This is a genomic window from Fructilactobacillus hinvesii (genome assembly GCF_024029435.1).
In the GTDB taxonomy this organism is placed as follows: domain Bacteria; phylum Bacillota; class Bacilli; order Lactobacillales; family Lactobacillaceae; genus Fructilactobacillus; species Fructilactobacillus hinvesii.
Genome location: NZ_CP097118.1, coordinates 1,089,866 through 1,110,175 on the forward strand (window position 1 = coordinate 1,089,866; position 20,310 = coordinate 1,110,175).

The 20,310-nt window shown below is 42.9% G+C and carries 23 protein-coding genes and 1 other annotated feature; of the genes, 1 reads left to right on the plus strand and 22 read right to left on the minus strand.

Annotated features, from left to right (window positions below):
• The first annotated feature begins 136 nt into the window (after window positions 1-136).
• Entirely contained in the window at window positions 137-1,069 is a 933-nt protein-coding gene (yidC, locus tag M3M39_RS05535; RefSeq protein WP_252796876.1) for a membrane protein insertase YidC, read from the plus strand.
• Between the two features lie 52 nt (window positions 1,070-1,121).
• Here yidC and M3M39_RS05540 read toward each other — a convergent pair whose 3' ends face one another.
• The 22 genes from M3M39_RS05540 to polA all read right to left on the minus strand — a co-directional run bounded on the left by M3M39_RS05540 (window position 1,122) and on the right by polA (window position 20,280).
• Complete coding sequence (locus M3M39_RS05540; protein WP_252796877.1) at window positions 1,122-1,823, minus strand: Bax inhibitor-1/YccA family protein; 702 nt, start codon at window positions 1,821-1,823, stop codon at window positions 1,122-1,124.
• Between the two features lie 65 nt (window positions 1,824-1,888).
• Window positions 1,889-3,334, minus strand: a complete 1,446-nt coding sequence (locus M3M39_RS05545) for a glutamate--cysteine ligase (protein WP_252796878.1) — start codon at window positions 3,332-3,334, stop codon at window positions 1,889-1,891.
• Between the two features lie 183 nt (window positions 3,335-3,517).
• Window positions 3,518-3,700, minus strand: a complete 183-nt coding sequence (gene rpmF, locus M3M39_RS05550; RefSeq protein WP_252750151.1) for a 50S ribosomal protein L32 — start codon at window positions 3,698-3,700, stop codon at window positions 3,518-3,520.
• 41 nt (window positions 3,701-3,741) lie between these two features.
• The gene (locus tag M3M39_RS05555; RefSeq protein WP_252796879.1) at window positions 3,742-4,296 is read right to left on the minus strand and encodes a DUF177 domain-containing protein; all 555 of its coding nucleotides are present in this window, start codon (window positions 4,294-4,296) and stop codon (window positions 3,742-3,744) included.
• Between the two features lie 59 nt (window positions 4,297-4,355).
• Window positions 4,356-5,501: a nucleotidyltransferase gene (locus M3M39_RS05560; protein WP_252796880.1), complete on the minus strand. Its 1,146-nt coding sequence runs from the start codon at window positions 5,499-5,501 to the stop codon at window positions 4,356-4,358.
• Window positions 5,498-6,232, minus strand: coding sequence for a class I SAM-dependent DNA methyltransferase (locus M3M39_RS05565; protein ID WP_252796881.1), 735 nt, complete (start codon window positions 6,230-6,232; stop codon window positions 5,498-5,500). The genes M3M39_RS05560 and M3M39_RS05565 overlap by 4 nt, the downstream gene beginning before the upstream one ends.
• Window positions 6,233-6,234: 2 nt before the next feature.
• Window positions 6,235-6,594: a ribosome silencing factor gene (rsfS, locus tag M3M39_RS05570; protein ID WP_252796882.1), complete on the minus strand. Its 360-nt coding sequence runs from the start codon at window positions 6,592-6,594 to the stop codon at window positions 6,235-6,237.
• Between the two features lie 8 nt (window positions 6,595-6,602).
• Entirely contained in the window at window positions 6,603-7,205 is a 603-nt protein-coding gene (yqeK, locus tag M3M39_RS05575; RefSeq protein ID WP_252796883.1) for a bis(5'-nucleosyl)-tetraphosphatase (symmetrical) YqeK, read from the minus strand.
• Window positions 7,192-7,770 (minus strand): nicotinate-nucleotide adenylyltransferase, encoded by a 579-nt coding sequence (locus M3M39_RS05580; protein ID WP_252796884.1) that lies wholly within the window; start codon window positions 7,768-7,770, stop codon window positions 7,192-7,194. Before M3M39_RS05580 ends, yqeK begins: the two co-directional genes overlap by 14 nt.
• 9 nt (window positions 7,771-7,779) lie before the next feature.
• A complete protein-coding gene (yhbY, locus tag M3M39_RS05585; RefSeq protein ID WP_252796885.1) occupies window positions 7,780-8,091 on the minus strand; it encodes a ribosome assembly RNA-binding protein YhbY in 312 nt (103 codons plus the stop codon).
• 17 nt (window positions 8,092-8,108) lie between these two features.
• Entirely contained in the window at window positions 8,109-9,242 is a 1,134-nt protein-coding gene (gene yqeH, locus M3M39_RS05590) for a ribosome biogenesis GTPase YqeH (protein WP_252796886.1), read from the minus strand.
• Window positions 9,242-9,766 carry a YqeG family HAD IIIA-type phosphatase gene (locus M3M39_RS05595; protein WP_252796887.1) on the minus strand — a complete coding sequence of 175 codons (525 nt, stop codon included), beginning with the start codon at window positions 9,764-9,766 and terminating at the stop codon, window positions 9,242-9,244. Before M3M39_RS05595 ends, yqeH begins: the two co-directional genes overlap by 1 nt.
• A gap of 122 nt (window positions 9,767-9,888) precedes the next feature.
• Complete coding sequence (rplT, locus tag M3M39_RS05600; RefSeq protein WP_252767289.1) at window positions 9,889-10,242, minus strand: 50S ribosomal protein L20; 354 nt, start codon at window positions 10,240-10,242, stop codon at window positions 9,889-9,891.
• 35 nt (window positions 10,243-10,277) lie between these two features.
• Window positions 10,278-10,472: a 50S ribosomal protein L35 gene (gene rpmI / locus M3M39_RS05605; protein WP_252780707.1), complete on the minus strand. Its 195-nt coding sequence runs from the start codon at window positions 10,470-10,472 to the stop codon at window positions 10,278-10,280.
• A gap of 34 nt (window positions 10,473-10,506) precedes the next feature.
• A complete protein-coding gene (gene infC / locus M3M39_RS05610; RefSeq protein ID WP_252796888.1) occupies window positions 10,507-11,013 on the minus strand; it encodes a translation initiation factor IF-3 in 507 nt (168 codons plus the stop codon).
• 43 nt (window positions 11,014-11,056) lie between these two features.
• Window positions 11,057-11,187: a sequence feature (ribosomal protein L20 leader region), on the minus strand.
• 24 nt (window positions 11,188-11,211) lie between these two features.
• Window positions 11,212-13,173, minus strand: coding sequence for a threonine--tRNA ligase (gene thrS, locus M3M39_RS05615; protein WP_252796889.1), 1,962 nt, complete (start codon window positions 13,171-13,173; stop codon window positions 11,212-11,214).
• A gap of 258 nt (window positions 13,174-13,431) precedes the next feature.
• Window positions 13,432-14,355 carry a primosomal protein DnaI gene (gene dnaI, locus M3M39_RS05620; protein ID WP_252796890.1) on the minus strand — a complete coding sequence of 308 codons (924 nt, stop codon included), beginning with the start codon at window positions 14,353-14,355 and terminating at the stop codon, window positions 13,432-13,434.
• A 2-nt stretch (window positions 14,356-14,357) separates the two neighbouring features.
• Window positions 14,358-15,680 (minus strand): DnaD domain protein, encoded by a 1,323-nt coding sequence (locus tag M3M39_RS05625; protein WP_252796891.1) that lies wholly within the window; start codon window positions 15,678-15,680, stop codon window positions 14,358-14,360.
• Window positions 15,667-16,161, minus strand: a complete 495-nt coding sequence (gene nrdR, locus M3M39_RS05630; RefSeq protein WP_252796892.1) for a transcriptional regulator NrdR — start codon at window positions 16,159-16,161, stop codon at window positions 15,667-15,669. The genes M3M39_RS05625 and nrdR overlap by 14 nt, the downstream gene beginning before the upstream one ends.
• Before the next feature lie 4 nt (window positions 16,162-16,165).
• Window positions 16,166-16,738 (minus strand): dephospho-CoA kinase, encoded by a 573-nt coding sequence (gene coaE, locus M3M39_RS05635; RefSeq protein WP_252796893.1) that lies wholly within the window; start codon window positions 16,736-16,738, stop codon window positions 16,166-16,168.
• Window positions 16,731-17,573, minus strand: a complete 843-nt coding sequence (gene mutM, locus M3M39_RS05640; RefSeq protein ID WP_252796894.1) for a DNA-formamidopyrimidine glycosylase — start codon at window positions 17,571-17,573, stop codon at window positions 16,731-16,733. Before mutM ends, coaE begins: the two co-directional genes overlap by 8 nt.
• A gap of 19 nt (window positions 17,574-17,592) precedes the next feature.
• Entirely contained in the window at window positions 17,593-20,280 is a 2,688-nt protein-coding gene (polA, locus tag M3M39_RS05645) for a DNA polymerase I (RefSeq protein WP_252796895.1), read from the minus strand.
• Window positions 20,281-20,310: the final 30 nt, after the last annotated feature.

The window sequence follows — 20,310 nt, forward strand, 5'->3', positions numbered from 1 at the left end:
CTGACTTATTATCGTTATTTTATCACATTTATAAAAAAGTGCAGTTAACTTCCGCCCGGACCATTGAGTTTAATTGCAGTTCCCCAGGGTTTAGGTTAGTATAATAGCTATGATTGAAACTAAAGGAGTAATTTTAATGAAAAAAGGAAAAAAACTAGCACTACTGGGACTAGCCAGTTTTGCTGCTTTCACTTTGTCTGGTTGTGTCCAGACTGATGCCCACGGGAAGCCATACGGGTTTATCTATGATTACCTCGCCATTCCAGGTCAACACGTCATGGATTGGTTGGCTCAATACGTCGGTGGTTATGGTTGGTCTTTAATCGTAATCACAGTGGTTGTGAGATTATTACTACTTCCACTGATGGTAAGTCAGGTGAAAAAATCAACCGTCCAACAAGAAAAGATGGCGTTGGTTAAACCACAACTAACTAAATTACAACAGTTGATGAAAAACGCAAAAACCCAACAGGAACAAATGGAAATTAACCAGCAAATGATGCGCCTGTATAAGGATAACAACATCAGTATGACCGGTGGAATTGGTTGCCTTCCCCTTTTAATTCAGTTACCGGTCTTTGCAGCCTTATATGCAGCTATTCGTTATTCTCCTGAACTTTCCCATACGGTCTTCATGGGAATTCAACTGGGCCAGCGGAGCTTGCTCCTTGCCATCCTTTCGTTAGTGGTCTATGGAATTCAAGGATACCTTTCCGTTTTGGGGATGCCCAAGGATCAGCGTAAACAAATGGGCTTTATGATGCTAATTAGTCCAATTATGATTTTCTTTGTTACTATGTCTTCTCCAGCTGGATTAGGAATCTACTTCTTTATCGGTGGAGTATTTGCCATCTTACAACAGCTAATTGTGAATGCTTATCGGCCTAAGATTGTGGCTCAAGTAACCGCCGAAGCCAAAAAGAACCCGCCGAAGGTCGTGGTTCCGGATGAAATCGTCAAGGCCGAGGATCAAATTGAAACTGAAGAAAAAGAAGCACCAACTAATCCTAAGCAACCCAAACATCATCCACGCAATCAAAATAAGCAACGTCATCATCACGATGAATAGAAAAAAGCCATTCCGTACGGAATGGCTTTTTACTTAATCAAAATTGTGCTAACTAGTTATTATTACTTTGTCCAGCACCAATCAATTCAACCAGAATCTCAAAGAGGTTCAAGACATCCAAATAAATGTTTAAAGCTCCGAGGGTACTGTATTTTTCTAATTGTCCTTCAGAACTAACTTGATTAGCAAACTGCTTTACGCTCTGCGTATCAACAATAATGTAAAACGAGAAAATCACCAGCATTACCACGTCAATCATTAAGTAGAACCCTGGTACCCGAATAAACATTGCTACAATCGAAAGCACGATGGCCGCTAACAAGGCCCAGAACAAGTAAATGGAAATTGGAATGTAGTTCTTTTTGGTGTGATTAGCGTAATAAGTTAATCCCCCAAACATCAAGGCCGTTGCTAACATGGCTAATCCAATCGTGTTAATGTTGTAAATCACCAACAACGGGCTAACAGAAACCCCAAACAATACCGTCATTGTGTAGTAAATTGCATTAGCAGTTGAGGGACTGGAGTTCTCGTTGCTAATCGAACGTGATAGCATAAACATCAGTGCCAACATGATCACTAGGAAAATCAAGGATGTTCCTAACCCCATTGACATAATAAAGTTGCGCATGAACGTGGCCATGAAGGCCATTACCAATCCGGTAATGATTAATCCAATTGTGACCTTCTGATACGTTTTAGCGATTAAACGTTGTGCTAAATCCTGGGTGTTCCCCAAAATTTCACCATTCATAATTAATCCTCCTTTTAATTTGTATCAATCAAATTGTACCATGTTTCCCAGCATAGCGGTTACTATCAACGCTTGTCTTTCTGTTGATAGCGGACCTGAAGCGTTGCCAAGGTTGTTTTTGGGGTAACCTTAAATGGATCAGCAGTATTATTTGGAAGCGTTAAAAGCGTGGGCGCCGTCACCGTAAAAGGAACTCCAACTTGTGTTAAATAACGATACTGAGGAATCAACGTTTTATCTATATCCGGAAATTGTTGCGTTAGGGTTTCTTGTTCGCGCTGTTCTTTACGCCGTTTTCCCACCATGAACCCAAATTCCAATAAAGAATGATTATGGATATGCGTAGCCAAGCGAGCAGCCGTCGTTTGCAGTGGATCACTAATCTGTTGCTGCACTAAATTCAAAGCCGCTTGCCACCCGGAAGCCTCTGGTAATACTACTACGACGGCTTGTAACTGATCTATTAGTTCTTGAGCTCGTTTTTGCAACTCAGACGGTAATGGATCTGTCGGCCGGGCTTCTGCTACCCGTTGATTAAATTTTGCTGCCTCAGTTAAGGTGGTGTGATTCCATTCGTGGGGGAATAAGATTCCAGCAATAATTAGTAAGCGAATGAATTTCAACGTTGACAGCTGAATGCCATCCAACGCAAACGGATCATCATCTAGTACCCGCAGCTCTAAATATTCAATCCCGGTTTGCAAGATGGTATTTAGATCATTCCCCCCCTTCAACCGCACCGGACCATAAAATTCACTGGGAGCAAATAACTGCCCCGTTTGAATTGCAGCGGCTTGTTCCTGAATAAATCCTTCTAAAGTATCGTAATTAATGTGCACATCTGGTAAATTAGCAAATCCGTTGCGACTGGCCCGGATGGACCGAATGGGCTCGTGGGGCTCAGTTTGATTCTCGTCAAGCGGGCTAGCTCCATATAAATACGTTAACAGCCACCGGAATCCAACCAATTGCTGGGTAATTTGAAAGAGTAACTGATTTTTGGCTTTAATTGGGTCCGCAATTCCCTGTTGCTGTTGATACCATTGAACAACTGCCCCAGCGGGCGAATAACTTACGTGAATCCCACACATAATGTGGCGAAAGGGTCCGTATTTAGCTAGTAATAAATCTCGATAACCCTGATACCATTCTCGTTTAAACGTCTGTTCTAAAAATTGGACGTCGGTTGCTTCCAAACGAGGGGGCATTGAAAAGGGCCAGATGATTTCTGTAGGATGTAGTTGCTCATTTAACAATTGTTGCAAACTATGCAACTGGTTCATAATTCCCACTAATCGTCTGTGCGGAGCGGTAATCAATTCCTCCATGCTTTCCGAAAAATCAGTTTGAAAATATGGTTGTTTACGCCGATCTCCCAGCTGGCTGGGATGATCAAATTGAGACAAGCTGTGCCGTTGCTGATCAACGCGATGCTCCTCAATTTCAATTCCCATTTTACCCTGTAACAATAACCGAACCGTTTCTGGCCGAACTTCATTTGCTTGCGTCATAATTTCTCGCTTTCCCCATTAATATAATGGAGCAATCACCCTGATTGGCATTCTTATTTTGTTTCACTAACTAGTACCTCAATTTAGTTACTCGTATTCTAGCAAAGGCCGTTTGAAAGTCAAGGTGAGTATAAAAAAAGAACTTAGAAAACCCATGGTGTTTTCTAAGTTCTAATTAATCATTTAGTTGTTCTTTTGAGCCACAACTTCCTTGCCGTTGTAGTAACCACAACTTGGGCAAACGTAGTGAGACTTCCGTAACTCACCACAGTTAGGACATGGACTCATGCCAGGAACTGTCAGCTTAATGTGTCCCCGTCGCATATCTCTTCTTGCTTTAGAAGTTTTTCTCTTTGGTACTGCCATTGTAATAACCTCCCTTTTCTTTCATTTCCACTAGTGAATTTTTAAGCCTTGTCGTCATCATCAGTATAAAACTGCTTCAAACTGGCAAGACGTGGATCAACTTGTTTGGATTCCTCGTGCTGATGTTGATAATCAGCTTCAGAAATTACTTCCCAGTCATCGCCGGCTGGCATTGTAGCACCAACCTGTTCAGCCGGAGAAAGTAATTGCATCGGAATTTGGACAATTACATTATCTGCCACTGCCTTATCAAAATCAACCACTCCATCATCGTCAACCTTAATTACCACAACGTCATTGTCATAGCGTTCAAAGGCTGCTTTCGTGTTTACGTAAACTTCCGTAAAGTGAAACTGGAGTGGGAGTTTAAAGGGCGTTAACGAACGAGACGAAGGAACGGTAACCGTTCCCGCAACATCCGCATCAATAATTACGTCGCCCCGATCAGCAATCGCAGACACATTCACATCAAACGGCGTTGCATCCAAAATCTCTTCCGGATAACGAGTCGTTAAGTCAGACTTCAAATCCAACTGTGCTTGCGCTTCTAACGGTTCTTTCTGGTAACTTTGTAATTTTTCTAAGGACCATTTCATGTAAATCCCCCCAATGCAACAATCCCAATTATACTGATAATAAAAATCGATGTCAAGGTCTACTCCTTGATAGCTGCTTTTCGAATTACAGACCGCTTCCGGTCCTGCACGTGGCCCGTAACTAATTCGGTTACCAAGCCCGCTCGTTCTTCTAGTAAGAGTTGATTAGCTAAAATGGTTTTAGTCGTTGTTGTAATTAACGGTAATGACACCATTTTTTTAACGGCATGTAAGTATCGTTGCCCCGCTGCGGACATGCCAAGGATACGTAAAACCGGCTGATAACTAGCCACATCCTGTTTTTGGTAATTCAAGAGGACGTAGGTACACAAACGCTGCAGGCGCGGATAAGTGTATCGTTTGGTTTTAACTAATTCAATCAATTCTGCAAAGGAATGGGCTTTCATTGCCACACGTTGCAACCGATACTCTAGCCCTTCTGTCATTTGATATAACTCGCGTAATTCTACCGGTGAACGGGTTAAAATGGCGTACTTGAGTTGGGGCCAAAATTGCTCCCATGTAATTGGAGTCTGGTCCTGCATGAACCGGTACGTTGGTTCTGGAACACTCTTTCGATATTCTTGTCGCTGAGCTAGTACAGCTTTACGAATGGCTGTTCCACTAGAAATGGATTGATGTAAGTGTTGTTCTCCGTGTTCACTGACCTGCCGCTGAATTGGAACTAACTGGGGCCGGTTTAAAACTTCTGCAGCCGCTTGGGCATACCAAAATCCTAGAGTATCATTGGGTGCTTTTAGGTCAATTCCCTCTGTCTGCCGTAGTTCCTTCTGAAATGCCAGTGGAAACGGCACATTTCGGTTAAGAAACTGGGTTCCCGTAATTTCCAATTTATGCTGAGCCCAGCGGTTAAAATCCCAATTAGCGTGTTCACAACCAAAGGCTAAGAAATCACACCGCAATGCGGAGACCAATTGCAAGGCATACTGAGCAAATAAATGCGCCGGTTGAACTGCCGCTACGGCCGGCAATTCAACAACTAGATCCACCCCATTTAATAGAGCCATTTGCGTCCGAATCCACTTGTCAAACAACGCCGGCTCTCCCCGTTGGGTCCAATTGCCACTCATCACAGCAATCACGACCTCTGCTTGCGTTTGACGTTTTGCTTGCTGGAGTTGCAATAAATGACCATTATGGAAAGGAACGTATTCAGCAATGATGGCTACGGCTGTTGGTTTCATGCCTTAACCCCATGAAAAAACCATCTCGTCGTTTGCGCAGTGGGTTCTGCCGTTCCAAACTCTGCGCTAACGTTTACGTCAGTAAAACCCGCAGCTTGTAACGCCTGCTGATAATCTGCGAGCTCATAAGTGCGCTCGTGGTGGGTCTCTGAATAAGCCTGGTATGCGTCTAAGTCAGCTTGATATAGAAAAAAGGTTAAGTCGTGTTCCACAGAGTGGGCGACTTTCCCAGCGTAGGTCGTCCACATGAACGCCTGCTTCTCATCTTGATAGTTATACATGTAGCCGGGATACTTTACATCCGTTTGGTAGGGAGTAATCACATCAAAACAAAAATGTCCCCCACTGACCAGATGCTGGAACACCGCTTGAAACACCCGTTGCACCTCAGCTAAATTAGCTAAGTAGCATAACGAATCATCAAAGCAAGTCACGGCATCAAACTGATCTAATCCACTCAGATCTAACATATTAACTTGCAGTAGTGGTAACGTTAAATGTGCTTCTGACGCATGCTGACTAGCTAAGGTCAACATTTCTTCCGAGAGATCTGCTCCAGTCATTTGGTAACCAGCCCGTTGTAACAAGACCAACAAGCGCCCCGTTCCACAGGCTAGGTCAAGAATGTTTGCCCCCGTCGGCACATACTTTTGCACGTATTGCGCCCACTTTAAATATAACTGATTGTCAAAAAGCTGATCGTAGAAAGTCGCAAACTGGCTATAAATCATTGCTAATCCTCGTTAATCCAAGCTGAAATGTCTTTTACTCGGGCATCTGCCCATAGTTTTTCTAGGTTGTAGAATTCCCGCGTTTCTTTTTTAAAGACGTGAATAATCACTTCTCCAGCTTCAATTAAAATCCAGTTCGCCTGATCTTTTCCTTCCACATGTCCAACTGGCATGTGTTGTTCTTCTAATTTATCAATAACGTTATTTGCAATTGCTTTGACCTGTCGATCAGAATCAGCATCCATGATCACAAAATACCGACCCATTACACTCAGTTTCTCAATGTTTAACACGACAATGTCATGCGCACGTCGTTCGTCGGCAGCTTTTACTACCGTTTCTAAAATTGCTTGATTATCCATTAATCCTCCTATTGTTGTCCGGCACTAATTGCATTATAGGCAACGATGGCAGCCGGATAAATTGCCTGTTGATTGCCCACTAATCGTTTCATCGTTTGAGCATTTTGGTAAACAACTCCATCCCATAGTTTCTTATGGGTCAGTTGCCGGGCTTCGTCAATCCCAGCAAAATTTCTTTCTGGTTCAATGTAGTCAGCCATATAAACAATTTGGGCGTAAACATCCATTACTGCAGCCCCGATGGTATGGTATTTCACGGCCCGTAAAATTCGAGCATCATTAATCCCTAGTTCCCGTTGCACCATTAAGTAGCCAACGTAACCATGCCAAATAGCGCGGCCGTATTTTAATAACTCGGGATCTAAATGATCCTGCTTGATAAGGGTTTCAAAGTCATCTTTTGATCGTTGTTTGGCATAATCGTGGACCAATCCTGCTAAGCCGGCAACGGTTTCGTCAGCACCATTTTCATGCGCCAATTCGATGGCCGTTGCTTCCACCCGCAAACAGTGTTCCAAACGTTCTTTTTTCAGTAGCTTTTTCATTTGCTTAATAATTTCATCACGATCAAAAGCAGCATAGTTTTGATAATTTAAATTAACGTGTTCCATAAAGATGATGCTCCTTAATGTAATCTAAAACTGAATCAGGTAATAAATACCGAACGTCATTTCCCCGTTGCAAATCATGGCGAATCAAAGAAGAAGATACCGCAAACTCAGGAACCGAAATCCCTACCACCGGATACGTTGAACTGGAATTGGTTCCCGGCCGATTAACCCCAACAAACTTTACCATTTGCACCAGATCGTCAATTCGATACCACTTATCAAGGTAGGCCACCATGTCACCTCCGATGATGAAATAGTACTCAACGTCTGGATGCTGGGCTCGTAGTTCACACATCGTATCGTAACTATAGCTTTTGCCCTGTCGTTTAATTTCCGTCAGTTCAATTTGAAAAAACGGGTTACTTTGAATCGCTAATTGTAACATGGCTACCCGATGGTGAGCAGCAATGGCATCCTTATGGTCAACGTGTGGCGGAACAAAGTCCGGTAAAAAATCAACCCGATCCAGGTGTAACTGCGAAAGCGCCTGCTCTGCAATCAATAAGTGACCCTGGTGAACGGGATTAAAGGTGCCCCCTAGTAATCCTACTTTTAACTTACTCATCGTCATGGCCTATAATTCATAAACTCCGTGCGAAATGTCACGGCAGTTAGGATGACTCGACTCATGGAAAAGTAGCACCGTTTTCCCAATGGTTTGTACCACCTGAATGTCACTGTTAGCTTCAATAAATTGTTTAACGTCTTTCGCATCTACGTCAGCACTTTGCTGAATGCTAACCTTCACCAGTTCCCGCTTATCAACGGCTTGAGCTACTTCCTTTAACCAGACTGCGTTTAAGCCATTTTTCCCAACCGAAAAGATTGGGCGAAGTTGGTTAGCATTCGCCCGCAAAAAGCGTTTTTGTTTTCCCGTTAGTTGCATGAAATCTCCTTTACTACTTAAAACATTGATTTTCTGATTAATACGGATACTCCTTTGGGAGCCCAACCGGCAACCACGCTGCCCTTCGGAACGGTAATCCAGCCGAGGCCTTCAATCACGAGATCCGAAGTATCAGTAACTTTAAACTCGTGCCGTTGTAGTGGACTCACATTTTCTGGTCCCTCAGGAGGAGTTAACAGCTCTCCAGCGTGTTTTTGAAAGAAGTCATCTGCATTTTCTAGTTTAGTCCGGTGAATCATTAAATTATTATCCACATAGACCGTGAATCCCGCTTTCGGACCTGCTAAATAATCAAACCGACCTAACGCCCCTAAAAAGAGGGTCTGTTCCGAATTTAATTGATATGAACGGGGTTTGATCCGCTTTTGCGGTGAAACGTACTTTAAATCATGACTATTTAAGTAGTGGGCCATTTGACTGGCATGAATGATTCCCGGGGTATCAATTAAATCGTGACCATTATCAAGCGGGATTTTAATCAGGTCGAGCGTGGTTCCAGGAAATTTGGAGGTGGTAATTACCTGTTCTTCTCCAGAACTTTGGTGGATGATCTGGTTAATCAAAGTTGATTTTCCTACGTTCGTAACCCCCACCACGTAAACGTCTCGATTTTGGGCATTCTCATTAATAACCGTCAACAAATCGTCAACCGATTGGTTGGTTCGTGCTGAAACTAGTTCTACGGCAATGGGACGAATGCCGGCCCGGTTAACCATTTGGCGTAACCAATCTTTCATCTTTTTGGGTTTAAACGAGGAAGGAAGCAGGTCAACCTTATTGCCCACCACCAGGACGGGATTGTCTCCAACAAATCGTTGCAATCCAGGAATTAAACTTCCGTTAACATCGAAAATATCAATCACATAAACAACCAACGAATTGGTCGTCCCAATTTGACTCAGGAGATTTAAAAATTCATCGTCAGAAACACTTACAGGTTGGATTTCGTTATAGTGCCGGAGCCGAAAGCAACGCTGACAGTATAATTCTCCTGTTTCCATTCCTTTGGCTAATGCTCCCTTGGGGGTATAACCAGCAAGCTCAGGATCAGTTGTCTGAATTTGTGCTCCACACCCAATGCATACTAACGGTTCTTGATCATGATTCTCTCTTACTTGATTTTCATCCATTAATCAATATCTTCCTTCCAATGGACACGATACTTAGTTCGCATCATGATATAGACGACCTTTTCAAGTCGTCGGTTAATTCTCGTCGGTAACAGGTCTGTCTTCACCAGTGGTTTAACCCAAATGCTTCTAATTTTAGCGTTATTAGCCGCAAAAACGTCAGTTAACAATTGATCACCAACCATCACGACTTCATTACGCTGCAAATGCCCCTGCTTCAACACCCGCTTGATGCCTAAGGGAAATGGTTTTAATGCATGGGCAACAAAGGGAAGCTGCAAGTCAGCAACTGCTTTTTTGACCCGTCGAGGATTATTGTTAGAAACAACTACTAATTTAATGCCCACCGCGTGCAAAGCTTGCATCCACTGCTTGAGTTTTTCCGTACTAGTTTTATTATTCCAAGGAATGAGGGTGTTGTCTAAATCAGCCAAAACAGTTGTAATCCCGTGTTGTTTCAATTTTTGTGGTGAAATGTGAAACACACTTCTCACCATCCAGGTTGGTTCAAAAGCTCTTAACATAAAGGCCCTCTCTTCTACATCATTTACCACTTATTTTAAAGCATCTGTCTCTAAAATAGTAGCCCCGTGAAAACAAAAAAACTTCCACCAGTTGAAACTAGCAGAAGTCTTTGACGCTTATTTTATAAAGCTTTCTTTGCTTCGGCAACTAAGGCTGCAAAAGCATCAGCATCATTAACAGCTAAGTCAGCTAACATTTTCCGGTTTACATCAATGTTAGCGGCTTTCAAGCCGTGCATTAATTTACTGTAGCTAATGTCATTCATCCGAGCAGCAGCATTAATCCGAGTAATCCAAAGTTTCCGGAAATTACCTTTGTTGTTTCGACGGTCACGAAAGGCATATTCGCGTGACTTCATTACTTGGTCTTTAGCTGTTTTAAAGAGACGGTGCTTTCCACCGCGGTATCCCTTAGCTAATTTAAGGACGCGTTTGCGCCGGTTCCGTGTAGTAGTTCCACCTTTTACTCGTGGCATATTAAAATCCCCCTAGATTAAAAATTTAACTTAGTTTATTTTTTTAATAATTCAGTGTATGACTTAACCCAAATGCTGTTTAACATGTGAGTCCCACGTAAGTGACGACGTTGTTTTTTCGTCTTTCCATGGAAACGGTGACTAGTAAAAGCGTGAGCACTCTTTAATCCACCCTTAGCAGTCTTTTTGAACCGCTTAGCAACTGCACGGTTTGATTTCATTTTTGGCATAACAATTTCCTCCTCTTTGGTTTACAAGCGTAAACTACTTTTTCGTTTTATTACTTGGTGCAAGCATTAAGAACATACTCCGGCCATCCATTTTAGCTCGTTGCGTAACGGTTGCAATGTCAGAAAGGGCGTCCGCCATTCGGTTCAAAACGTCTCGACCAATTTCTTTATGAGTAATGGCCCGACCTTTAAAACGAATGGAAACCCGAACTTTTTCTCCCTTAGTAAGAAACTTCTGGGCATTCTTAAGCTTCGTGTTAAAGTCATTCGTATCAATCGTTGGACTTAACCGAATTTCTTTCACACTAACCGTCTTTTGTTTCTTACGAGCTTCTCGTTCCTTCTTTTGCCGATTGAAACGATATTTCCCGTAATCAAGAATTTTAGCAACTGCTGGTTTAGCGTTTGGTGCTACTAAGACCAAGTCTAAGTTAGCATCTTCTGCAATTTGCATTGCTTCGGCCTTTGATTTCAAACCAAGTTTGTTTCCTTGATCATCAATAACCATCATTTCACGAGCTCTAATTCCATCGTTGACCATTTGATCTCTTTTTGCTATGGTGATTCACCTCCAAGTAGATTTCAAAGCAGAAAAAAGACGAGAACTCACAAGAGTTCCCGCCTTTTTCTATGGGGAATCCCATAGAATTGCATCCGATTAGCCCAGCAACGCTACGTCACTAAGGCGAGAAGCGGGAAGCCTCTGCTTTTTAACCATTTAAGCATATCAAGCTTTTAATTACTTGTCAACCTTTGAACTGTTATCATTACGAGAATAACTCGAAATGTCATTCATGATTTCAACCGTAAAGTCATCCATTGATAACTCTCGACTGTCATCTTCCCCGTACTTACGAACGGAAATGGTCTGGTTATTAACTTCATCGTCTCCAACCACAATCGTGTATGGAATCTTGTGCGTTTGGGCATCCCGAATCAAGTAACCCATTTTTTCAGAACGTTCGTCAACTGCGGAGCGAACGTTCATCCCTTGCAATTTTTCGTTAATTTGCCGGGCGTATTGACCGTGCTTTTCGTCACTAACTGGAATGATTTGAACTTGTTTTGGTGCTAACCAAGTTGGGAAAGCACCTTTGTACATTTCAATTAAGTAAGCCGTGAACCGTTCCATCGTTGAAACCAAGCCCCGGTGAATCATAACCGGACGATGTTCCTGTCCGTCTTCACCGACATAGTGAAGATCAAACCGTTCTGGCAACATGAAGTCCAATTGAATCGTTGATAGCGTTTCTTCGTTTCCAAGGGCCGTCTTCGTTTGCACGTCTAGCTTAGGACCATAAAAGGCAGCTTCCCCTTCGGCTTCAACGTAATCTAATCCCAATTCGTCCATAGCACCCTTCAACATCGTTTGAGCCTTATTCCACATTTCATCATCATCAAAATACTTTTCCGTATTCTTAGGATCACGATAACTAAGCCGGAACGTGTAGTTATCGATGTCAAAGTCGTGGTAAACTTCCATCATTAAATTCAAGATTTTCTTGAATTCTTCTTGAATTTGGTCTGGCGCAACGAACGTGTGACCATCGTTCAAGGTCATTTCTCGAACCCGTTGTAATCCACTTAAAGCACCAGATTTTTCGTATCGATGCATCATTCCTAACTCAGCAATCCGTAATGGCAATTCCCGGTAAGAACGAATGTGGTGGTTATAAATTTGAATGTGAGAAGGACAGTTCATCGGCCGTAGTTCCAACATTTCGTCATCATCCATTTTCATTGGTGGGAACATGTCTTCTCGGTAGTGATCCCAGTGACCGGATTGTTTGTAAAGGTCTAAGTTAGCTAAGACAGGAGTGTAAACGTGTTGGTACCCGTTGGCTAATTCCTTGTCAATAATGTAACGCTCAATTGTCCGCCGAATCGTAGCCCCATTTGGCATCCAGTAAGGTAATCCCGCTCCAACTTTAGGGTCCACAAAGAATAGGTCAAGATTATTTCCGATCACCCGGTGATCACGTTCTCGCGCTTCTTGCCGTTTCTTTAAGTCGGCTTCTAGGTCAGCTTCTTTATAAAAGGCCGTTCCATATAACCGCTGTAACATTGGGTTTGAGGATTTACCTTCCCAGTATGCACCAGCTACAGATAACAACTTAAAGTGCTTTAAGTCTTTTAAACTAGGAGCAGCAACTGCTTGAGCAAAGACCAACTGGCCCCCAATTTCATAGAAGGGAACTTGTTCGGCGTCTAGAGCATTAATTAGTTCGGTCTGGTACCGATCACCAGCTACTTCGTTTAGAGCATCTGCTTTACTGAGCTCTACTCGTTTAACAGAAGCGTTATCCTTGATGACCCGTTGCATCTTATCAGCTAAACGGTCTAATTCATCAGCACTGATTTGCCGTTCGTCTTTTTCCGTGTCAACGTAAAAACCATCGTCATCAGCAGCTAATCGACCTAACCGAACTCCCTTGAATTCTTGCTTAACAACCGCGGCCAATAATGCAGCTGCACTTTGACGTAAAACGGTTAATCCATCCTCTGAATCAGCCGTGACGATTTCTAATTTACCACCGGCCGTAATCGGAGCTTGGACATCAACTAGTTGTCCATCGATTTTCCCTGCAATGGCTTTTTTGGCTAAACTGACTGAAATTGATTTTGCAACCTCCGCAATCGTGATGCCACTGTCAAAATCTTGATTGCGTCCGTCTGGAAATTCAAACGTAATTTGTGCCATTTCTAATTCCTCCTCAATAATACAAAAGCCCCTTGGCATTATACCAAGGGGCGTCTTTTAGACGCGGTTCCACCCAAATTATCCGCTTTTGCGGACATCTCTGTAACCACATTATTAACGTTGTTTAGCAAGGTGGTAAGTTAAACCGACCAACAAGCAACTTCCAGAACTAGATTGCTCTCTCTGTGAATTTAGGTTTAACCCGTATCCTTATTTAGTAGTCTAATCACCGGACAAAAAAGTGTCAAGCAGAAGCCACTAATTTCTCAAATTATTTCCATTCAAATAAACTGGTCGTGCCAAAAATTTAATTCGTTCCATTAACCGTTGGGCTTTTAGAGGTTCTTCTTCATTCCGATTTGTGACTGCTAGGTGGTCCTTGGCTAAGTCCGTCATCGAGAAATTAGAAGTAAAAAACGTGGGTAACTGATTTTGCATCCGGTATTCCAAAATCACCCCTAGCACTTCATCTCGAACCCATTGTGACATTGAATCGGCTCCAATGTCATCAATGATTAAAATCGGCATTTGTTTGACCTGGTCCAATTTCTCCTTCAAGGTATTATCCCCAATGGAGTTTTTCATGTCCACCGCAAACGACGGAAAATGAACTAACATCGTTTTAAACCCATGATCAGACAAACGATGCGCCATGGCAGCCATTACAAACGTCTTCCCCACTCCAAACGGACCGTATAAATAGATTGCCTTTTGGTGGTCCTTCGGATTCGTCTCATATTTTTCAATAAAATCAATCAGATCAATGATCACTTCTTCTTGATCCGGAGTGGGTTCATAGTCTTCAAAGTTAACGCGTTTGATGTCTGCGGTCATTCCAACGGTTAGAAAATTATGCTGCATTTGTCGTTGCTTCTTTTGGCGTAAAAATTCCGGAGTTGGTCGATATGCCACTTCAATTAGATGGTCATTCAACACCAATTGAGGAACATATCCCGGAGCAAAAGTAGATTGACCCGCTTTAATTTTATTTTTTTCCGTTACAAACTCGTATAATTTTGAAGCAGACCTTTGCACTGCCTGGGGCGCTAATTCGGACTGATGTTGTTGAATAAATTTTTGGACGTCTGGATCAGCATAAACGGACTGCAGCAGCTTTTGATACTGCTGGTCTAAATGATGATTTTTCATCGAAGTTTTTAGTCCTTTTCCCACGTTTTGCATTTCTAGTCACTCCCTTCCCCATCATGATTACGCAACTTAGCTAGTTTTTCCTTAATTAACTTTCGGTTGGCAGCCGATGATTGTTTGGTAGAACGTTGGTTATCAGCTTGATGAGCCCACTCTGGTAGCGTTTCTCGTACCGTTGTTCGTTTTTGCTTCTTCGTTTGTTGGCGCTGTTTGGCAACTCGTTGATCACGTTGTTTAATTTCCGTCAATGCCTGGTCTGCCGTTTGGATATGCCGTTGCGCCCAATCATTAGCAATCGTGTCCAATAAATTCTTATTTAAGGTAGGATTTTCCCGATCAACTAACAAAAGATAAATCAACATGTTAATTACGGCCCTGGGTAAAACATTCTGCTCCAATAATTGTCGTAATGACCGTTCCTCTGCCGCGGTTGCAAACCCACCTTTTTCTTGCTTAATTGCACTTAAAAAGGGGACAGGAGCAGTATTGGTCGCCACTTGCAATAATTCCTGTTCCTGTGAGGTCATCTTAGTGGTTGCTTGAGTAGCAACCGGTGTTTTCTCTTCATCGGTGGTAACAGTTGGCTGAGCCCGATATTTACGGGCCATTAACAACTGAAACTTTTGTTTGTCAAACCGGTTGGTGGTTAAATTAGTTGCTTGTTCTACCATCCGGGCCATTTCCGTTTCTTCCACTCCATACAATTGCTTGGTCGTGGCAAATAACGGTTGATTTTTTTTAACGTCTTGGAGATTCACAAATGAACTTTGCAAAATGCTCAGCATTAACTGTAAATCAACGTTCACTTCTGCACGTTCTTGCGAACTGGTAGGAACCGCTTGAGCCCGCTGTTCCGTTTTTTTAACTAACGAATCAGGTTGGGCCGGACTAGCAAACACCTGCCAAAAGCTGTGAGTCTGATCATCAAGATTTCGAACATCAAACTGCTTGGGTAACAATTGGTCTGCTAATGTAACAAAGCGATTTTCCCCTACCATTTCCAACAAGAATTGGCTTAAAACCTCATTTTGAAAAAAGAGCGCCGGCGTTAGCGGAGCCTCAAGTAAATACCGAAACTCACCTTGAGCAGCAAACACTCGCAAAAGTCCAACTCCTTCAAGCTTTAATCGTGCTTGATACAACTGTTCTGCATCAATTTGAAGCGTACTCATCAGCAAAAAATGTCCTTGTACTTGTGCAGTCTGGTGCCATAACAGATTAATTAGTGCATAAGCATCGTTACCCACCATGGGCAAGTACAATTGATCCAGACTCAATCTTTCTAGACTGGTTAGCTCATGGTCACGTAAGACTTGAAACTTCGTTTGGGGGTCAATTGCATTTTTATGATTGGTCATCGTGATCACTTTCAGAAGCCGGTTCGTTGCCCATCAATTCCTGCATCTTTGCATAAAACTCATTCATATCTTTAAACTGGCGGTACACGCTTGCAAATCGAATGTAGGCAATTTCATCCACATCTTTTAAACCATTCATCACGTATTCTCCAATTTCCTTACTAGAAATTTCATGACTACCGGTATCACGATTTTCAATGTTTTGCTTGGTTTGGTTCACAATTTCATTCATCTGAGCCATCGAAACAGGGCGTTTTTCACAGGAACGAATAATGCCTCGAAGGAGTTTGTCGGTACTAAATTCCTCCCGATCACCATTCTTTTTCACTACTAGTAACGGTGTTGCCTCAATGGTTTCAAAAGTTGTAAACCGATAACCGCAGTGTTCACATTCACGTCGTCGTCTAATTTCGCTTCCACCGGCTAACGGGCGACTATCGATTACCTTGGAAGCGGCTTGATGACACCTTGGGCATTTCATTATTTCACCTCAGATTTTCAATCAAACGTTGCAGTTGTTGCCATAATTGTTGTTTTCCATTGCTACTGTCAATGACCACATCAGCTAGATTGGCCTTGGTCCGTTGCGACCACTGGGCTCCCATTAATTGGCTAGCCCAACTAACGGAAACCTGGTTGCGCTGCATCAAGCGCTGCATTTGCACAATCGGATCACACGTTACCATCACGGTTAAATCCACGTAACTGGTAAAACCATTTTCAAATAAAGTGGGGGCATCGAGCACGAGCCACTCAGTTGCGGTGGACTGCAAAATCACTCGAGCTAAGGCCGGGTTAATAATTCTGACCAACTGCCGCATTCGTTGGGAATCGGCAAACACAATTTTTCCTAATTGTTTGCGGTCAATCTGACCGTTCGTTTTAACTGCCGGCCCAAAAGTTGCCACAATTTGGTCAATCACCTGCTGATCATGTGCCTCTAAATCATGAGTTACCTGGTCTAAGTCCAGAATCGGTAATCCCTGTTGCTGCAAATATGCTGCTGCTGTTGATTTCCCGGTCGCAATTCCGCCGGTTAGGCCAATTAGTTTAGTCACTTAAATCACCATGCACCACCTGGCATTTCGGACAAAAGGTCGTCCCTCGTTGGGCCACCTTGATTTTTTTCATCGGAGTGCCACATCGATGACATGGTTCTCCTTTACGTCCGTATGCATGTAGCTGGTTTTGAAATTGGCCGGCTTCTCCAAAGGCATTGGAGTAGGAATGAACCGTGGTTCCGTGTCCCTGAATGGCAGCTGCAATTTCAGTAATGATATTTTCACGGAGTGCCTTAATTTCTGCGTCACTAACGTAATTGGTCATTTGCTCTGGATGAATTTTTGACATCCATAAAACCTCGTCGCAATAAATGTTTCCGAGTCCCGCTACTTGTGATTGATCCAATAAAAAGGCCTTAATCTTTCGATGGGATTTATGCAGTCGTTCCTTAAGATACGTAAAACTCAGTTCATCCGCCGTTGGCTCTGGACCAATTTTATTTAACCCGGATAACTCCATCACCTGGTCGTTTTTAACCAGCGCCATTTTACCAAACATCCGAGTGTCTTTGTACCACAGCTCTCGGCCGTCATCTAGATGAAAAACAACGTTGGTGTGCTTAGGGCGAGTTGATCCCTCTGGTTCAACTTCATACTTCCCTTCCATCCGTAAATGAGATACCAGGGTCCAGTCGTCACTCAAGCGAAAGAGTAAGTATTTACCACGACGATCAATTTGGATAATCTTTTTTCCCGCTAATTCTTTTTCAAAATCAGGAGCAGGAATGTTTAACATTTTAGGATAAAGTACTTCTACTGATTGAATCGTTCTTCCTTGAACCAACTCGGTTAATCCCTTCCGAACGGTTTCTACTTCTGGTAATTCAGGCATTTTTCCACCTACATTCTTTTTATTTTTTAATATTATACCAATTGTTTCCAGCATGGCTTTCCACCTTTAGTGGAACGTCAAAGTTAACGGCCGCTTTTTGTAACAGCGGATCGGTCTGCATGATTGAATCCATTACTTTGGGAACCAGATTGGCTAGGATTTCAATTTCTTCATTTGGGGCTTCAAAAATTAATTCATCATGAATTTGCAACAACATCCGGGCTTGCAAACCTTCACTTTCAAGCACCTGATTCATCCGAATCATGGCCGCTTTAATGATGTCAGCTGCGCTCCCTTGAATTGGTGAGTTCATTGCGATCCGCTCCGCGAACTGGCGCTGATGGAAGCTTCGTGACTTAATTTCTGGGATATACCGGCGGCGTTTGGAAATGGTTTCAACGTAACCGTGCTGCTTAGCAAAAGCTACGCTCCCATCCATGTATTCCTTAACGCCCGGGTATTCATGAAAGTACTTTTCAATAAAGCGCTTGGCATCTGCATTAGAGATCCCCGTATTATGCGCCAGCCCGTATGAACTAATTCCATAGACAATCCCAAAATTAACCGCTTTGGCTTGCCTTCTAAGGTTGGCATCAACTGGTGTCCCCTTTGGAAGCTCAAAGATGCGGCGGGCAGTAACCGCATGGATATCTTCGCCATTAGCAAAGGCTGTCTTCATATTTTGATCTCCAGAGATTGCAGCTAAAACGCGCAGTTCAATCTGTGAATAATCAGAAGAAAAAAGCTGCCACTCTGGATAAGATGGTACAAAGGCCTCTCGAATTTTACGCCCTTCTTCAGTCCGAACCGGGATATTTTGGAGGTTAGGATCAACCGAAGATAATCGCCCGGTTTGAGTAAGCGTTTGTAAATAGCGCGTGTGCACCTTGTGATCGCTAAGAATGTCTCCTTTAATTCCATCAATATAAGTCGAAATGAGTTTCGTTAACTGACGGTACGCCAGAATCTTTTCGATGATGGGGTGTTCGGGTGCCAATTTTTCTAAAACGTCTACAGAAGTGGAATAACCCGTTTTGGTTTTCTTAATTACCGGGAGCTTCAACTTTTCAAAGAGCACTTCTCCCAGTTGCTTGGGGGAACCAACGTTAAATTCCTGACCCGCGTCTTGATAAATGCCCTGTTGTAATTCAGACACACGTTCTTGAAACTTACTTTTTAACTCGTCCAAACGATCTGGATCAACTTTAATTCCCGTGATTTCCATCTGAGCTAACACCTCTGATAGTGGTAATTCCATCTCCCGGTATAAATCAGCTTGGTGGTGATCAACTAGATCGGCAAACATTTGCTGCTTTAACGAACTGATTGCTAATGCTTTCCGCGTAAGGTGAGTATAAAATTCAGCAGCTTCCGGAAGCTTGATACTTTTTCCTTTGCCATAGACATCTTGATCTGGCAAAACCCCTTGGTAATCATGCTGGCGCGCCACTTCCCCCACATCGTCAGCATTATTTAATGTATTTAACAAGTAAGAAACCAGCAGCATGTCAAAATCAACGTTTCGTAACTCAATTCCATCTCGGTGCAAGGCAACCCGCTGAGCTTTATTGTCAAATACATCTTTTTTAACGCGTTGATCCTCTAACAACCGCTTCACGTGCTCATTTTGCAGCAACGTCAAATCATCAGTAACATACCAGTGATCCGGACTTCCAAGTACAATTCCCACTTGATCGGCCACGTGGTAGTTCGGTGCTAACATTTCTACGTTCACAACCACTTCATCCGTGAACCGGTCTAATTCAGCCACATTGGTGGGCGTTAAAACGGTGTATTCAACGTCCGGAAGGGTTTGTACTTCTGAAGAAGCCGGCGTTTTCTCGTTCAAAAACGTCCGGAAATTCATCTTCTGATAAAAATCTTGTAATTCCGGTTCCTGATCACCTTGGTATTGTAAATCATCCAGGCTAATTGTAAGCGGAGCATCTCGCTTAATCGTGGCCAGTTGCTTAGATAGTAAGGCTTGATCCTGATCATGAATCAAATGTTCCTTGAGTTTTTTCCCAGAAACCTGATCAATATGTTGGTATAAGTTTTCCACGGTTCCAAACTGCTTAACTAACTTCAAAGCGGTCTTGGGCCCCACCTTTTCCACTCCGGGATAGTTATCAGAGGTATCCCCTTGGAGTCCCTTTACGTCAACAATTTGCTCCGGTTTAATCCCCATCGTATCTTCAACGTAAGCTGGGGTATAGGATTCGATGTCACTAACCCCTTTTTTGGACACCTTCACGGTTGTGAGATCAGAACACAACTGGGTTAAATCCCGGTCTCCAGTTACAACAGTAACCACATATCCTGCTTGTTCGGCCTGTTTTGCCGTCGTTCCAATGATATCGTCCGCCTCAAAATTATCTAACTCATACGTTTTAATTCCCCGAGCTTGTAACAATTCCATGACGTAGGGAAATTGCTCGCGGAGTTCCTCTGGCATTTTATCGCGGCCACCTTTGTAATCTCCGTACATCTTCGTGCGAAAGGTTGTTTGCCCCGCGTCAAAAGCTGCCAGTACCGCGTCTGGTTGCACCCGAGCTAACATATCATTAAGCATCCGGTTAAAACCATATAAGGCATTCGTATGCAATCCGGCTTGGTTGGTAAACCGATCCAATGATTGATAGAGAGCAAAAAAGGCCTTATAAAATAAGGAGTTACCATCAATCAATAGTATTTTTTTGGCACCCATTCTGAATTTCCTCCGTTACGTTTCTTTCAT

Excerpts from the sequence above, each read along its gene's own strand:
- yidC (WP_252796876.1), top strand. The coding sequence starts at position 137 with ATGAAAAAAGGAAAAAAACTAGCACTACTGGGACTAGCCAGTTTTGCT.
- M3M39_RS05540 (WP_252796877.1), bottom strand. The coding sequence starts at position 1,823 with ATGAATGGTGAAATTTTGGGGAACACCCAGGATTTAGCACAACGTTTA.
- M3M39_RS05545 (WP_252796878.1), bottom strand. The coding sequence starts at position 3,334 with ATGACGCAAGCAAATGAAGTTCGGCCAGAAACGGTTCGGTTATTGTTA.
- rpmF (WP_252750151.1), bottom strand. The coding sequence starts at position 3,700 with ATGGCAGTACCAAAGAGAAAAACTTCTAAAGCAAGAAGAGATATGCGA.
- M3M39_RS05555 (WP_252796879.1), bottom strand. The coding sequence starts at position 4,296 with ATGAAATGGTCCTTAGAAAAATTACAAAGTTACCAGAAAGAACCGTTA.
- M3M39_RS05560 (WP_252796880.1), bottom strand. The coding sequence starts at position 5,501 with ATGAAACCAACAGCCGTAGCCATCATTGCTGAATACGTTCCTTTCCAT.
- M3M39_RS05565 (WP_252796881.1), bottom strand. The coding sequence starts at position 6,232 with ATGATTTATAGCCAGTTTGCGACTTTCTACGATCAGCTTTTTGACAAT.
- rsfS (WP_252796882.1), bottom strand. The coding sequence starts at position 6,594 with ATGGATAATCAAGCAATTTTAGAAACGGTAGTAAAAGCTGCCGACGAA.
- yqeK (WP_252796883.1), bottom strand. The coding sequence starts at position 7,205 with ATGGAACACGTTAATTTAAATTATCAAAACTATGCTGCTTTTGATCGT.
- M3M39_RS05580 (WP_252796884.1), bottom strand. The coding sequence starts at position 7,770 with ATGAGTAAGTTAAAAGTAGGATTACTAGGGGGCACCTTTAATCCCGTT.
- yhbY (WP_252796885.1), bottom strand. The coding sequence starts at position 8,091 with ATGCAACTAACGGGAAAACAAAAACGCTTTTTGCGGGCGAATGCTAAC.
- yqeH (WP_252796886.1), bottom strand. The coding sequence starts at position 9,242 with ATGGATGAAAATCAAGTAAGAGAGAATCATGATCAAGAACCGTTAGTA.
- M3M39_RS05595 (WP_252796887.1), bottom strand. The coding sequence starts at position 9,766 with ATGTTAAGAGCTTTTGAACCAACCTGGATGGTGAGAAGTGTGTTTCAC.
- rplT (WP_252767289.1), bottom strand. The coding sequence starts at position 10,242 with ATGCCACGAGTAAAAGGTGGAACTACTACACGGAACCGGCGCAAACGC.
- rpmI (WP_252780707.1), bottom strand. The coding sequence starts at position 10,472 with ATGCCAAAAATGAAATCAAACCGTGCAGTTGCTAAGCGGTTCAAAAAG.
- infC (WP_252796888.1), bottom strand. The coding sequence starts at position 11,013 with ATGGTCAACGATGGAATTAGAGCTCGTGAAATGATGGTTATTGATGAT.
- thrS (WP_252796889.1), bottom strand. The coding sequence starts at position 13,173 with ATGGCACAAATTACGTTTGAATTTCCAGACGGACGCAATCAAGATTTT.
- dnaI (WP_252796890.1), bottom strand. The coding sequence starts at position 14,355 with ATGCAAAACGTGGGAAAAGGACTAAAAACTTCGATGAAAAATCATCAT.
- M3M39_RS05625 (WP_252796891.1), bottom strand. The coding sequence starts at position 15,680 with ATGACCAATCATAAAAATGCAATTGACCCCCAAACGAAGTTTCAAGTC.
- nrdR (WP_252796892.1), bottom strand. The coding sequence starts at position 16,161 with ATGAAATGCCCAAGGTGTCATCAAGCCGCTTCCAAGGTAATCGATAGT.
- mutM (WP_252796894.1), bottom strand. The coding sequence starts at position 17,573 with ATGCCTGAATTACCAGAAGTAGAAACCGTTCGGAAGGGATTAACCGAG.
- polA (WP_252796895.1), bottom strand. The coding sequence starts at position 20,280 with ATGGGTGCCAAAAAAATACTATTGATTGATGGTAACTCCTTATTTTAT.